Below are 13,982 nucleotides of genomic sequence, written 5' to 3'. Positions count from 1 at the left end.
CCGGTTGTTCCGTTCAGGTACGATTCCTTAACACGCGATTTCGCTGGATCAAGCTATCTTTGGCATTGCGCACAGTAGAAGGATGAGCGACCGGACTGGGTGATTCTCTTGATTTCGGCACCGCAACCCTGGGTTCGGCAGGATTCGCCTTCGCGGCCGTAAACATCAAAGCTGTGCTGAAAATATCCAAGTTCTCCATCGGCTTGACGGAAATCTTTCAGTGACGATCCCCCTGCTTCGATCGCGTCCTGCAACACCTGCCGGATGATCGGCACAAGGGCTGCGACACGCGCCGCAGAAATTTGTCCGGCTTTGCGACGTGGCGACACCTTGCCGCGATAAAGCGCCTCGCAAACGTAAATATTCCCCAACCCGGCAACGATTCCCTGATCCAGAAGCGCCGATTTGACCGGCGTGTTCTTGCCCTTGAACGCATCAATCAGGTGCTGTTCGTGAAAATCATTGCCCAATGGCTCTGGCCCCAGAACGGACAGCAGCTTGTGGTCTTCTGCGGTTGCGGTTGGCAGCAAATCCATGGCCCCGAACCGGCGCGGATCGTTGAACGTCACGCGGGCACCATTGGCCATGTGAAACACGACATGGTCATGCTTTTCGGGCATTGGATGGTCATGGACGAACTGCCCCAGCGGGTCACCTGATACCGTCATACGCCCCGACATACCCAAGTGAATCAACAACGTCTCGCCACTGCTGAGATCAGCCAGAATGTATTTTGAGCGCCGCCGCAGGCGCTGAACCGTCTGCCCGGTCAACCGCTCGGCCATACGCTCCGGGAAGGGCCAGCGCAGATCGGGGCGGTTCACATCTGCACGCTCGATCACCACCCCCTCCATCGCAGGGGTCAGGCCGCGTCTTACTGTCTCGACCTCGGGCAATTCGGGCATTAGTTGGCTCCTATTCCAAAGGGCCGCATTGTGCCCGCCTCTGATGGCCCTATAACAGAAGCGAAATTCGACAAACGGCAAGGCAAATGTCCGACAACAGCGACAAGACGACTCATTTCGGGTTCGAAACCGTGCGCGAGGCCGACAAGGCCGGGCGCGTACAGGGCGTTTTCAACTCGGTGGCCTCGAAATACGACGTGATGAATGATGTCATGTCGATGGGCATCCATCGGGTCTGGAAAGACGCGATGATGGACTGGCTTGCCCCGCACCCCGGTCAGCGCCTGCTGGACGTCGCAGGCGGCACCGGAGACATCTCGTTCCGCTTTCTCAAACGCGCGGGCTACGGTCACGCAACCGTCCTGGACCTGACCGAGCCGATGCTGGTCGAGGGCCGCCAACGGGCTGAGGCCGATCAGATGTCGGACAGCCTGAACTGGGTCGTCGGCGATGCGATGTCCCTGCCGTTCGAGGACAACACCTTCGACGTCTACACAATCTCCTTCGGGATCAGGAACGTCACCCGCCCGCAAGAAGCGCTGAACGAGGCCTATCGCGTTTTGAAACCCGGCGGCCGCCTGATGGTGCTGGAGTTCAGCCAGTTGCCAAATGACGGTCTGCAAAAGCTCTATGATCTCTACAGCTTCAACGTCATCCCGCGCATGGGCAAGCTGATCGCCAATGACTACGACAGCTACCAGTACCTTGTGGAATCGATCCGCAAGTTCCCCGATCAGGAGAAATTCCTGGGCATGGTTCGTACCGCCGGTTTTGAGAACGCCAAGTACCGCAATCTAAGCATGGGAATCGCCGCGCTGCATTCCGGCTGGAAGATCTAAATGCGCGGCCCTCACAACATCATACGCCTGATCCGCACAGGCGCCACGCTAGAGCGCACGGGCGCCATGAATGTCGTGCTGGACGCGTTCGAAGCCCCCCGCGCGGTCTGCTTTGTTGCCCACGCGCTCGGCAAACCGTTTCAATGGCTTGGGTACAAGGGCGACCCCGAGATGCCCCCTGCCACACGCGCCCTGACGGCGCTGGGTCCGGCGTATATCAAATTCGGACAGGTCCTGTCGACCCGACCCGACGTGGTTGGCAACGAACTGGCCGAGCAACTGCGCGTATTGCAGGACAAGCTGCCCCCATTCCCGAAGGCCGAGGCCATGGCTGAGGTCGAGAAGGAGCTGGGCCAGCCGATCTCGGACATGTTCAGCGAGTTCAGCGAACCGATCGCTGCAGCCTCGATCGCTCAGGTTCACAAGGCCAAGCTGGCGACCACAGGCGAAGACGTCGCCGTCAAAGTCCTGCGTCCGGGAATCGAGCGCGCTTTCCGCAAGGATGTCGACGCGTTCTATTTCGCCGCCCGCATGGTACAACTCTGCGCCCCCGGCGCGCGCCGCCTCCGTCCTATGGAGGTAATCGAACATTTCGACGGCGTGGTTCGGGGTGAGCTGGACTTGCGTCTGGAAAGCTCGGCAGCCTCGGAATATGCCGCCAACACCAAGGATGATGCCGGGTTCTGGTTGCCTCCGGTCGTGTGGTCGCTGTCCGCGCGCCGGGTGATGACGCTCAGCTGGGCGGATGGCATCCCGCTTGGCGACAACGACGCCCTGGACGCCGCAGGCCATAACCGCCGCGATCTGGGCGAGCGTGTCCTGCGCCTGTTCCTGCTGCACGCCCTGCGCGATGGCTACTTTCACGCCGACATGCACCAGGGCAACCTGAAGGTCGCCGCCAACAGCGATATCATCGCCTATGACTACGGCATCATGGGCCATATCGACGAATACACCCGCCGGGTTTATGCCGAGATCCTCTTTGGCTTCATCCGCCGCGACTACAAACGCGTGGCCGAGGTGCATTTCGAGGCCGGATACGTCCCCGCCAATCAGGACGTCGACGAATTCGCCCGCGCCCTGCGCGCTGTGGGCGAGCCCATCTTCGGCATGGACGCCACCCATATCTCGATGGGCCGCCTGCTGAACTACCTGTTCGAAGTCACCGAACGCTTCGGCATGGAAACCCGGACCGAGCTGATCCTGCTGCAGCGCACCATGGTTGTGGTCGAAGGCGTCGCCCGCTCACTCGATCCGCATATCAATATATGGGAGGTCGCCCGTCCAGTCGTCGAGGATTACATCAAGAAATCCATCGGCCCCCGCGCGGCGCTCCGCGACTTTGGCAAAACCGCTCTGGTTCTGGCCCGGTTCGGCCCGCGCCTGCCCGCGCTGGTGGAAAACGCCCTGATCGCTCAAACCCAGAAAGACGATCAGACCAACTCCCGCCTGTGGTCCAAAGCCCTTCCCGCCACGCTCGGAGCCGTGGCAGGCGCTGCTTTGGTTTTGCTACTAACAGCGCTCAGCTAGGCGCCAGCCGCCTGCTTCATCTGGCTGAAAATATCCTCGGGGGGAATTGCGCTCAAGGCGCGATGGGGGGCAGACAGCCCCCCTGCCCAACTCGAAGTCAGAGCCGCTCTATGGCAATCGCAATACCCTGACCACCGCCGATACACATGGTGATCAGACCTTTGGAACCTCCAATTCGCTCCAACTCATACAAAGCCTTCAGCGTGATGATCGCACCTGTCGCACCCACCGGGTGACCCAAGGCAATCGCACCACCGTTCGGGTTTACCTTGTCGGCATCCAGACCCAGCTCTTTGTTCACAGCCAGAGCCTGCGAAGCAAAGGCTTCGTTGCTTTCGATCACGTCGAAGTCTTCCACCGTCAGGCCGGTCTTGGCCAGCAGGTTTTGCACAGCAGGCACCGGACCGATGCCCATCACCTCGGGGCGGACACCGGCGTGGCCGTAACCCAGAATACGCGCTTTCGGCTTCAGACCAGCCTTCTCGGCCGCGCCTGCCGTGGCCAGAACCATCGCTGCCGCGCCATCATTGATGCCAGAGGCGTTGCCCGCCGTTACCCGGCCATCCTTCTTGAACGCCGGACGCAGACCCGCCAGCGCCTCAATCGAGGTCGCCTTGGGATGCTCGTCGACCATGAAATCAACCATGTCGCGCTTAACCTTGACCTGAACTGGCGCGATCTGGCTCTGGAAAAACCCTGCCTCAATGGCCGCCGCGGCACGGGTCTGGCTGGTTAGAGCAAACTCATCCATCTGCTCGCGTGTGACCTGATGCTCATCGGCGACGTTCTCAGCCGTCACACCCATATGGCCGGTGCCAAAGGGGCAGTTCAGCGCACCCAGCATCATGTCGAGCGATTTGATATCGCCCATCTTGGCACCCCAGCGCGCCTGCTGCAGGATATAGGGGCTCCGCGACATGCTCTCAGCCCCACCAGCCACAGCAAATTCGGCATCACCCAGCATCAGCGACTGTACCGCCGACACAATCGCCTGCGCCCCTGAACCGCACAGACGGTTCACGTTCATCGCGGGGGTTTCGACCGGGATACCTGCCTGTTTGGCCGCCGCACGCGACAGATACATGTCGCGCGGTTCGGTGTTGATCACATGACCAAACACAACGTTGCCAATCTGGCCGCCTTCGACGCCCGATTTCTCCATCGCGGCTTCGGTCACAACGGTCGCCAGGTCAATCGGTGCGGTCGAGGCCAGAGCGCCCCCAAACGTTCCAACCGCCGTACGGGCCCCATCCAGAATGACGATATCTTTCATGTCTCTTCTCCTCTTGGACTTGGCGGCACTATTACGCCCAGTTGGCGCGTTGTCCTATACGACGTACCGTCACAAGCAGAATTGACAACCCATCGGGAAAAGCGCATCAGATTCCGTCATGACGGAAAACACAGACGATATCCTGACCCTTCTGCCCGCCCGCCTGAAAGAGGCGCGTCGCGCCAAGGGCCTGTCGCTGGAAGCTGTTGCCAATCTCAGCGGCGTATCTCGATCAATGGTCAGTCAGATCGAACGGGGCGAAAGCAGCCCGACCATCTCAACCCTGTGGAACCTGACGCGGGCCTTGCAGGTGGATTTCGCAGGGCTGCTGGAAGAGACCAAGACCTCAGATCAGATCGAGGTTCTGCGCCAGGCCGAGGTGCCCAGCATCGACAACATGGGCACAAACTGTCGGATCCGCATCCTGTCCCCCCCGGAAGAGGCCGGAGGGCATGAGGTCTACGACATCCGCTTTGACCACGACGGGACACTGAACAGCCAGCCGCATGCCCGCGGCACACGCGAACAGTTGACGGTTCTGGAGGGCGCGGTGCGCGTCACCTCGGGCACTGCGATATCTGAGATGCAACAGGGCGACACCGCCCGCTATGCGGCTGATGTGACCCATTCCATTGCCTCAATAGGCCCCGCGCGGGTTTTTCTGATCGTCAAGAACGCCTAAAACGTTTTGCGTTTTACCCGAGGCAAGTCCATCGAAATGCGCGTTCGCCTCTCGTCGCTCGCATGAGCGACTGTCGGCAACACATCGCGACCGCGATGTGTGAGAGACCGCAGCAAGAGGCAGCGTATTTCGTTTCAAATCAAACCCAAGACGACATATATTCCACCTTCACGGAAATTTTTCCCGTATAGCGTAATTCTCCTATTTGGGAATTACATCCGCTATGTTAGACATCCGACTCAGATGAACGGAGGTCGCCATGGCAGATGCATTCCTGTCCCATATCACGGACACCCTCGCGCAGATCGAATCCGAAGGTCTGTATAAACGCGAACGCATGATTACATCGCCTCAGGGCGGCGAGATTACGGTGGGCGACAAACAGGTCATCAACCTGTGCGCCAACAACTATCTCGGTCTGGCCGATCATCCCGCGTTGATCGACGCGGCCACAACTGCGATGGGGCCCAAAGGGTTCGGCATGGCCTCGGTCCGGTTTATCTGCGGCACGCAAGACATTCACCGCGAGTTGGAACAGAAGCTGGCCGAGTTCCTGAACAAGGATGACTCGATCCTGTTCGCCGCCTGTTTCGACGCGAACGGGGGGCTGTTCGAACCCCTTCTCGGCCCCGAGGACGCAATCATCTCGGACAGTCTGAACCACGCCTCGATCATCGACGGGGTGCGGCTGTGTAAAGCCAAGCGCTATCGCTATCTGAACAACGACATGAACGACCTCGAAGCCTGGCTGAAGCAGGCGCGTGAGGACGGGGCGCGGCATATCATGATCGCGACTGATGGCGTGTTTTCAATGGATGGCTACCTCGCCAACCTGCCGAAAATCCGTGAGTTGGCCGATAAATACGACGCCATCGTCATGGTCGATGATTGCCACGCTACCGGGTTTATGGGACCGAACGGCGCGGGCACGCCGGATCATTTCGGTGTCGATGTCGACATCCTGACGGGAACCTTGGGAAAAGCACTTGGGGGGGCAATCGGCGGTTATATCGCCGGGCCGCAGCCAGTGATCGACCTGCTGCGGCAGCGGGCGCGGCCCTATCTGTTCTCGAACTCGCTGCCGCCATCCATCGTCGCCGCCGGGATTGAGGCCATCCGTCTGGTCCAACAAGGCGACATGCTGCGCGCGCAGCTGTTCGGCAATGCCAAATACTGGCGGGCGGGGCTGGAGAAGCTGGGTTTTGACCTTTTGCCCGGTGAACACCCGATCATTCCCGTCATGCTGGGCGATGCGACATTGGCGCAGGGCATGGCGGCTCGATTGTTTGATGAAGGTGTCTATGTATCGGGCTTTTTCTTCCCTGTGGTTCCGCGCGGGCAGGCCCGGATCAGAACCCAGATGAACGCCGCACTGACACGGCAGGAGCTTGACCAGGCGCTTGCCGCTTTTGAGAAAGTCGGCAAAGAGCTTGGAGTCATCAAATGACCTTTGCCTCTGTCATCGACGCCATCAGCGATACCCCTTTGGTGGACTTGTCGCGCATCTGCCAGCAGCTTCAGCTGGACGGTCGCATTCTGGCCAAGCTGGATTATCTGTTGCCTGGCTTCTCGAAAAAAGACCGCGCGGCCAAATCCATCATCGAAATGGCCCGCACCGACGGAACGCTTACACCGGGCCAAACTGTGGTCGAGCTGACCTCGGGCAATATGGGAACCGGTCTGGCGATTGTCTGCGGGATCATGGGCCATCCCTTTGTCGCAGTGATGAGCGCCGGAAACTCGGTCGAGCGCGCGCGCATGATGCGGGCGTTGGGGGCTGAGGTGATCATCGTACCTCAGGCCCCGGGCAGCAAACCGGGTGAGGTTTCGGGCGCTGATCTGGCGCTGGTGGATGAGGCGGCGCAGACGGTTACTGCAGAACGCGGCGCGTTTCGCGCAGATCAGTTCGGTCATTCGGGTAACCCAATAGCGCATTCAACAGGGACCGGGCCGGAAATCTGGGAGCAGTCTGGCGGTGCGGTAACGGCCTTCTGTGATTTCGCCGGTTCAGGCGGCACCTTGGCCGGAGCAGCGGCATTCTTCGCGCCGCATGGCGTGCGGTGTTACGCCATCGAACCCGAAGGCGCACGGGCCTTGGCTGGTGAAGTCGTCGACACGCCCGACCATCCGATACAGGGCGGCGGCTATGCCATGGCTGACCTGACCCATATGAACGGCGTCCCCCTCGCCGGGCACCTTTCGGTATCTTGCAACACGGCCCGTGATTGCGCCCGGCTGCTCGCACGCAGCGAAGGGATCTTTTCCGGATACTCAGCCGGCGCGAACCTAGCTGGTGCGATCGATTTGCTGCGCGGCCCAGAACGTGGCGGCTGCGTCGCGATCGTCATTTGTGACAGCGGCCTGAAATACCTGTCCACCGATTTGTGGGAGTAGTGCAATGCGTCCCAATACAATGAAAGCACTGGAAAAATCCGAACCCAAGGAAGGCCTGTGGATGGTACAGGCCCCGGTGCCCGAGATCGGCCCGGATGAGGTGCTGATCCGGATCAACAAGACCGGCATCTGCGGGACCGACATTCATATCTGGAACTGGGACGACTGGGCCGCAGCAACCGTTCCCGTTCCGATGATCACCGGCCATGAATTCGCGGGTGAGATCGTCGAGATCGGCCGCAACGTAACCGGGCTTGAGATCGGGCAGCGCTGCTCGGGCGAGGGGCACCTGATCGGAACAGACAGCCGTCAGAGCCGCGCAGGCAAGTTCCACCTCGACCCCGGAACGCGCGGCATAGGCGTCAACGAACAAGGCGCGTTTGCGCAATACCTGAAACTGCCGGCCTTCAATGTCGTCCCCCTGCCCGACGACGTGCCTGACGAAATCGGAGCCATTCTCGACCCGCTGGGAAACGCCGTTCACACCGCGCTCAGCTTTGATCTGCTAGGGGAGGATGTGCTGATCACAGGCGCTGGACCGATTGGCATCATGGCCGCAGCCGTCGCCCGCCACGCAGGTGCCCGCAATGTGGTCATCACCGACATCAACCCCGACCGCCTGAAACTGGCCGAACATGTGGTGCCAACGGTTCGCGCAGTCGATGTCTCCAAAGAGGACCTGCAGGATGTTATCGCCGAGCTGGGATTGAAGGAAGGTTTCGATGTGGGGCTGGAAATGTCCGGCTCGCAAGTCGCGCTGGACCAAATGGTCGAGGCATTGGTTATGGGTGGCAAGATTGCCCTGCTGGGTATTCCGCCCGGCAAGTCCCCGGTCGATTGGTCCCGCATCGTGTTCAAGGCCATCACCATCAAGGGCGTGTACGGGCGCGAGATGTTCGAGACCTGGTACAAGATGATCGCCATGCTGCAAAACGGCCTGGATGTTAGCCGCGTGATCACCCATCAGATGAAAGTCGACGATTTTGCCGAAGGGTTTGCGGCCATGAAATCTGGTCAATCCGGCAAGGTGGTTCTCGACTGGACCTGACCCTCTGGCGCTGCGCGGGCTGACCCCTTACACATCGGGTAACCTCAGGCGTTTGGAGGAGCAAATGAGCGACACTGACAGGTATCTGGAACGCGGGATCGAAGACTCTCTGGTCACCGATTTCACCGAGACCCATCGCAAAAGCTATGGCGATTTTCTGCAACTCAAGACGCTGCTGAACCTGCAGAAGACGTTTCAGGACCCCGCCCAGCCCGACGAGATGTTGTTCATCATCATCCATCAGGTCAGCGAGCTGTGGCTGAAACTGATGCACCATCAACTGGTCGAGGTACGCCGATTCCTGCAGCAGGACGCGTTTGGTCCGGCGATGAAAAACCTCGACCGCATCAAAGCCATTCAACATCAGCTGATCGCGGCCTGGGAAACCCTGCTGACTATGACGCCCGCCGACTACATGACCTTTCGGCAGGCGCTTGGCAGTTCCTCCGGGTTCCAAAGCTATGGCTACCGCCAGATCGAGTTCATTCTGGGCAACAAGGATCCTTCGACACTGAAGGTTCACGCCCATGATCCCGAAGTGATGGAAATGCTGAACGCAGCCCTTACCAAGCCGTCGCTCTATGACGAGGTACTGCACATGCTGGCCCGCCAAGGTTTTGACGTGCCACAGGACCTGCTGGAACGGGACTATGCGCAGCCCTACTCCGGCGATCCTCGGGTGGTCAAAATCTGGGTTCAGGTCTTTCGGGAGACCGAAAAACACTGGGAGCTTTACGCGCTGGCAGAGAAGCTGATGGATGTGGAATGCCTGTTCCAACGGTGGCGGTTCGATCACGCGACCGCCGTTGAACGTGTCATCGGGATGCAACCGGGAACAGGAGGCTCCAGCGGCGTCGGCTTCTTACGCAAAGCATTGGAATTGCGCTTCTTCCACGATTTGTATGATATGCGCACAGAACTGATCTATGCGGGGGACTGATGCTGTATCGCGGGTTTTCACAGGCTGAACTGGAACAGGAATATTCGCCGAGATCTATGATCGGCGGTGATCTGACGCCTTACATTGCCAGCTATAGTGCCCTCAGCGCTCAGGCGCGGGGCAGTTTGACGGTTCAGGAAAATCTGACCTATGGTGCAGGCCCCGCACAGGTTCTGGATTATTTCCCAGCGGCCGAGGCAGGCGCGCCGCTGCATGTGTTTATCCATGGCGGCTATTGGCAGGCCCTTAGCCAGCGCGAGTCCGCCATGATGGCACCGGCGCTGATTGAAGCGGGTCAGGCTTTTGCGACACTGAACTATACTCTGGCCCCTGATGCCCGCATCGCGGACATGATCGACGAGTGCCGCGATGCGCTGCTCTGGCTAGCGTCGCAGGCTAAGTCCCTGGGGTTTGATCCGACCCGGATCACCTTGTCAGGGCACAGCGCCGGTGCGCAATTGGCCAGCATGGTTATGGCGCAGTCTGCAAACGCTCTGGCCCGCGCCGGCTTGAGGGTGCGCGACGTGATCCTGATCAGCGGCGTCTACGATCTGGAACCGATCAGCCTGACCTCGGTCAACGATCCGCTGCAACTGACACCGGTTGAGGTCAACGACCTTTCCCCCATACGCCACGTGCCACGACCCGGACCGCGCTACCACGTGACCGTGGCCGAGAGGGACACCCCGGAATTCATCCGTCAAAGCCGCGACTACGCCGAGCACCTGCGCAAGGCCGGACATTCTGTCAGCTTCGATCTGAAAAAGGGGATGCAGCATTTCGACATCATCATGCATCCCGGGACGTTCACATCTTCAAAGCAGTAGGGAACGCCCTAGTCTTCGCAATGCCCAGTGCTGGCCCCTGTCAATTCAAACTCGGGTCCTTGATGCCAATCCGTATGTTCAGGGATGACCGGGCCCAAGGGGATTGCACTCCGTCCGTTTCGCCGATCACATCCGTGCGCACCTGATCAAACATCTGCTCAAGGGTGAGACCTCTGGTCCCGATCGCACGTGCGATGGCTGCTGTGTAGGGGCTGTTGGTTCCGGTCCCGTCCAGTGCGACGTCGCCGGGTCCGGTGGCATAAGCGATCAGGTTGTTGGTGCGGGCTGTCATACGCGCAAGCCCGTCGCCGACATCCAGTGCACCGTCCGTTTCACTTCCAAAAGGATTGTCGCGGCACGCGTCCAGAATCATGACACTCACGGCCTGAGGTGTGTGAATGCGATCCAGAACCCACTCGGCCGGGACAGCCTGATCCGCAATATCAGCCTCGGACTGGATGTTCACGCCGAGCGGAAGCAGGTAGTTGAAATCATCACTGCGCACCCCGTGCCCGGCAAAATAGAACACTGCCAAAGCCTCGGACCCCGCTGCGCGCACGGTGCTGGCAAAAGCTTCGACCTCCTGCTCCATCTCTGCGCGGCTTGCATCCGTCAGTGTCGTGACCGCAAATCCTGCACCGCGCAGCTCTTCGCTCATCAAGCGCGCGTCGTTCACAGGGTTGTCGAGGGCCGGGACAGTTGTGTACCCAGCATTCCCGATCACGAGGGCAAACCGTTCATGTGCCAATGCGGGCCCGGCGATCAGGGTGATGACAAAGCAGAGTGCTGTAAAAATACGTGTCAAATCTATCTCCAAATCCGGTCGAACGAGAAAAGCAGGTCTCTTCGTTTGGCCCTTAAGTGCTGCGGGTCCGTTCAATCCCGACCAACAGTAAATCAAGACCGGGCCTCGAAAGTCCATATACGAACTTGTTAAAGCCCCCTGCATAGCTTGAATGTAACGAGGAACACGTTGAACCAAAAAATAGACGTAGATCGCGATGTGCCAAAAAAAACAGCGGCCCAAGTCGAGCCGCTGTTTTCAAACTTACGTGCAGAACCGGATCAGTCCAGCGTGCGGGTGACTTCTTCGCGCTCGAAGATTTCGATCACGTCGCCTGCGCGGATATCGTCGTAGTTCTCGAACGCCATACCGCATTCCTGACCCGACTGAACCTCGGCCACTTCGTCCTTGAAGCGCTTCAGCGTCTTCAGCGTGCCTTCGTGGATCACCACGTTGTCGCGCAGCAGACGGACGCCTGCGGAGCGGCGGGCAACGCCTTCGGTGACCAGACAGCCAGCAACCTTGCCGACGCCAGTGACCTTGAAGACTTCGCGGATCTCGGCGTAACCGATGAACTTCTCGCGGATCTCGGCGCTCAGCAGGCCGGATGCGGCCGCTTTCACGTCATCCACGAGGTCATAGATCACCGAGTAATAGCGGATCTCGACACCCTTCTGGTTCGCGGTGTTCCGCGCCGATGCGTTGGCACGGACGTTGAACCCGAAGATCGGTGCGCCGGAGGCTTCGGCCAGACCGACATCCGTCTCGGTGATCGCACCCACGCCCGAGTGCAGAACGCGCACGCGCACTTCGTCGTTGCCGATCTTCTCCATCGCCTGAACGATGGCTTCGGCCGAACCTTGTACGTCCGCCTTCATCAGAATCGGCAGCTCGGTGACGTTTTCGTCTTCCTTGGCTTTCTGCATCAGCTGCTCAAGGGTGGTCGCGGCACCGGCGGCGGCGCGTTTGTCCTTGGCGGCTTGCTCGCGATAGGCAGCAATCTCACGGGCTTGCGCTTCGGTCTCGGTCACGTTCAGAACGTCACCCGCCTCGGGCGTACCGTTGAGACCCAGAACCTCAACCGGAACCGAGGGGCCGGCTTCCTTGACGCGGTCGCCCTTGTCGTTGATCAGCGCACGGACCTTACCGTATTGCTCACCCACAACGAAGATATCGCCCTGACGCAGCGTGCCGTTCTGAACCAGAACGGTGGCCACAGGGCCGCGACCCACATCCAGCTGCGCCTCGATCACAGCGCCTTGGGCGGCGCGGTCGGGGTTGGCTTTCAGTTCCAGAATTTCGGCCTGCAGTGCGATGGCTTCCAGCAGTTCGTCCAGACCCTGACCGGTGATGGCAGAGACTTCAACGTCCTGAACATCACCCGACATTTTCTCGACGATTACTTCATGCTGCAGCAGATCGGTCCGTACCTTGTCCGGGTTTGCATCGGGCTTGTCGACCTTGTTGATCGCCACGATCATCGGCACTCCGGCCGCTTTGGCGTGGTTGATCGCCTCGATCGTCTGCGGCATCACGGCGTCGTCTGCCGCCACAACCAGAACCACGATATCCGTGACTTGAGCACCGCGCGAACGCATCGAGGTAAACGCCGCGTGGCCCGGGGTATCCAGGAAGGTCAACGTGGTGCCGCCATCGGTTTTCACCTGATAGGCGCCGATGTGCTGGGTGATGCCACCGGCCTCACCTGCCACAACGCGCGCGTCGCGGATTGCATCCAGCAGCGAAGTCTTACCGTGGTCAACGTGACCCATGATGGTGATGACCGGCGGACGCGGCTGCAGATCGTCTTCGCTGTCTTCGACCTCTTTGATGACGTCTTCAACATCCGAATCGGAGACACGTGTGACCTTGTGGCCAAACTCTTCGATGATCAGTTCCGCAGTGTCAGCGTCGATGGTCTGGTTCTGAGTAACCATCATGCCCATCTGCATCAGCGACTTAACAACATCAGCCACACGTTCGGCCATACGGTTGGCGAGCTCTGAGACCATGATGGCCTCGGGCAGCTGAACGTCACGAATGACCTTTTCGCGTTCGACCGAACCGCCCATAGCTTTCTGACGCGCACGCTCTTGCTTGCGCTTCATCGCGGCCATCGAGCGTTGGCGGTTGCCTTCGCCACCAGTGGCCTGACCCAGTGTCAGCTTGCCCGAACGGCGGTTGTCGTCGCGGCCTTTGCCACGACCGCGCTGTTCACGCTCACGATCCTGTTTGCGCGGAGCAGCCGCAGGTGCAGGCTTGCTGGCCGGGCTACGGGCCGCTTTGGGCTCTTCCGGGGCCGGGGCGGCAGCAGCGCGTTTGGCAGCTTCTTCCGCCTCTTGGCGCTTGCGCTCTTCTTCTTCGGCCTTGGCGCGGGCTTTCTCTTCGGCCTCACGCTGTTCGCGTTCCTTGGCCTCTTGTTCCGCACGGCGACGGGCGCGTTCTTCTTCACGCGCCTTTTCAGCTGCCTCACGAGCGGCGGCCTCTTCGACCTCGCGCGCTTTGGCGGCTTGCAATGCCTTCATCCGGCGGGCCATTTCCGCGTCGGAGATCCCGGCAGGACGGCGCGACGGATCACCCGAGGGCGTTGCTCCGCCACCCGGCTTTCCGGCACCCGGCTTGGGGACCACCACGCGTTTGCGTTTGGTTTCCACCACGACATTCTTGGTGCGTCCGTGGCTGAAACTCTGTTTCACATTTCCGGGGCGTGCCCCGCCACGAAGACCCAATGTCTTTTTGCCGTCATTATCGCTCATAAAG

The 13,982-nt window shown here is 60.0% G+C and carries 12 protein-coding genes; 8 read left to right on the top strand and 4 right to left on the bottom strand.

The genetic code is table 11. The features are described from left to right. Positions 1-53: 53 nt before the first annotated feature. The gene (mutM, locus tag ACRZ95_RS12085; RefSeq protein WP_170679202.1) at positions 54-905 is read right to left on the bottom strand and encodes a bifunctional DNA-formamidopyrimidine glycosylase/DNA-(apurinic or apyrimidinic site) lyase; all 852 of its coding nucleotides are present in this window, start codon (positions 903-905) and stop codon (positions 54-56) included. An 86-nt stretch (positions 906-991) separates the two neighbouring features. Between mutM and ubiE the strand changes: the two genes are divergently transcribed. Next, positions 992-1,744 carry a bifunctional demethylmenaquinone methyltransferase/2-methoxy-6-polyprenyl-1,4-benzoquinol methylase UbiE gene (ubiE, locus tag ACRZ95_RS12080; protein ID WP_170679204.1) on the top strand — a complete coding sequence of 251 codons (753 nt, stop codon included), beginning with the start codon at positions 992-994 and terminating at the stop codon, positions 1,742-1,744. Continuing rightward, positions 1,745-3,274, top strand: a complete 1,530-nt coding sequence (gene ubiB, locus ACRZ95_RS12075; protein WP_170679206.1) for a 2-polyprenylphenol 6-hydroxylase — start codon at positions 1,745-1,747, stop codon at positions 3,272-3,274. Positions 3,275-3,371: 97 nt separating this feature from the next. Here ubiB and ACRZ95_RS12070 read toward each other — a convergent pair whose 3' ends face one another. After that, positions 3,372-4,547 (bottom strand): acetyl-CoA C-acyltransferase family protein, encoded by a 1,176-nt coding sequence (locus ACRZ95_RS12070; RefSeq protein WP_170679208.1) that lies wholly within the window; start codon positions 4,545-4,547, stop codon positions 3,372-3,374. Positions 4,548-4,665: 118 nt separating this feature from the next. On the opposite strand from ACRZ95_RS12070, the gene ACRZ95_RS12065 reads away from it, so the two are divergent. From ACRZ95_RS12065 to ACRZ95_RS12040, 6 genes are all read left to right on the top strand, one after another. Beyond that, complete coding sequence (locus tag ACRZ95_RS12065) at positions 4,666-5,229, top strand: XRE family transcriptional regulator (RefSeq protein WP_170550269.1); 564 nt, start codon at positions 4,666-4,668, stop codon at positions 5,227-5,229. Positions 5,230-5,488: 259 nt separating this feature from the next. Then, entirely contained in the window at positions 5,489-6,676 is a 1,188-nt protein-coding gene (locus ACRZ95_RS12060) for a glycine C-acetyltransferase (protein ID WP_170679210.1), read from the top strand. After that, on the top strand, positions 6,673-7,623 hold the full coding sequence (locus ACRZ95_RS12055; RefSeq protein ID WP_170679212.1) for a cysteine synthase family protein: 951 nt from the start codon (positions 6,673-6,675) through the stop codon (positions 7,621-7,623). The genes ACRZ95_RS12060 and ACRZ95_RS12055 overlap by 4 nt, the downstream gene beginning before the upstream one ends. 19 nt (positions 7,624-7,642) lie before the next feature. After that, positions 7,643-8,671 (top strand): L-threonine 3-dehydrogenase, encoded by a 1,029-nt coding sequence (gene tdh / locus ACRZ95_RS12050; protein WP_170679330.1) that lies wholly within the window; start codon positions 7,643-7,645, stop codon positions 8,669-8,671. Positions 8,672-8,735: 64 nt separating this feature from the next. After that, on the top strand, positions 8,736-9,611 hold the full coding sequence (locus tag ACRZ95_RS12045; RefSeq protein ID WP_170679213.1) for a tryptophan 2,3-dioxygenase: 876 nt from the start codon (positions 8,736-8,738) through the stop codon (positions 9,609-9,611). Continuing rightward, a complete protein-coding gene (locus ACRZ95_RS12040) occupies positions 9,611-10,438 on the top strand; it encodes an alpha/beta hydrolase (protein WP_170679214.1) in 828 nt (275 codons plus the stop codon). Before ACRZ95_RS12045 ends, ACRZ95_RS12040 begins: the two co-directional genes overlap by 1 nt. A 40-nt stretch (positions 10,439-10,478) precedes the next feature. Here ACRZ95_RS12040 and ACRZ95_RS12035 read toward each other — a convergent pair whose 3' ends face one another. Further along, positions 10,479-11,243 (bottom strand): caspase family protein, encoded by a 765-nt coding sequence (locus ACRZ95_RS12035; RefSeq protein ID WP_170679217.1) that lies wholly within the window; start codon positions 11,241-11,243, stop codon positions 10,479-10,481. Between the two features lie 260 nt (positions 11,244-11,503). Then, a complete protein-coding gene (gene infB / locus ACRZ95_RS12030) occupies positions 11,504-13,978 on the bottom strand; it encodes a translation initiation factor IF-2 (RefSeq protein ID WP_170470980.1) in 2,475 nt (824 codons plus the stop codon). Positions 13,979-13,982 lie beyond the last annotated feature (4 nt).

The organism is Ruegeria sp. AI3 (genome assembly GCF_056541245.1).
Note: the sequence above shows the minus strand (reverse complement) of the source record. Positions and strands in the feature narration are given on the sequence as shown.

Excerpts from the sequence above, each read along its gene's own strand:
- mutM (WP_170679202.1), bottom strand. The coding sequence starts at position 905 with ATGCCCGAATTGCCCGAGGTCGAGACAGTAAGACGCGGCCTGACCCCT.
- ubiE (WP_170679204.1), top strand. The coding sequence starts at position 992 with ATGTCCGACAACAGCGACAAGACGACTCATTTCGGGTTCGAAACCGTG.
- ubiB (WP_170679206.1), top strand. The coding sequence starts at position 1,745 with ATGCGCGGCCCTCACAACATCATACGCCTGATCCGCACAGGCGCCACG.
- ACRZ95_RS12070 (WP_170679208.1), bottom strand. The coding sequence starts at position 4,547 with ATGAAAGATATCGTCATTCTGGATGGGGCCCGTACGGCGGTTGGAACG.
- ACRZ95_RS12065 (WP_170550269.1), top strand. The coding sequence starts at position 4,666 with ATGACGGAAAACACAGACGATATCCTGACCCTTCTGCCCGCCCGCCTG.
- ACRZ95_RS12060 (WP_170679210.1), top strand. The coding sequence starts at position 5,489 with ATGGCAGATGCATTCCTGTCCCATATCACGGACACCCTCGCGCAGATC.
- ACRZ95_RS12055 (WP_170679212.1), top strand. The coding sequence starts at position 6,673 with ATGACCTTTGCCTCTGTCATCGACGCCATCAGCGATACCCCTTTGGTG.
- tdh (WP_170679330.1), top strand. The coding sequence starts at position 7,643 with ATGAAAGCACTGGAAAAATCCGAACCCAAGGAAGGCCTGTGGATGGTA.
- ACRZ95_RS12045 (WP_170679213.1), top strand. The coding sequence starts at position 8,736 with ATGAGCGACACTGACAGGTATCTGGAACGCGGGATCGAAGACTCTCTG.
- ACRZ95_RS12040 (WP_170679214.1), top strand. The coding sequence starts at position 9,611 with ATGCTGTATCGCGGGTTTTCACAGGCTGAACTGGAACAGGAATATTCG.
- infB (WP_170470980.1), bottom strand. The coding sequence starts at position 13,978 with ATGAGCGATAATGACGGCAAAAAGACATTGGGTCTTCGTGGCGGGGCA.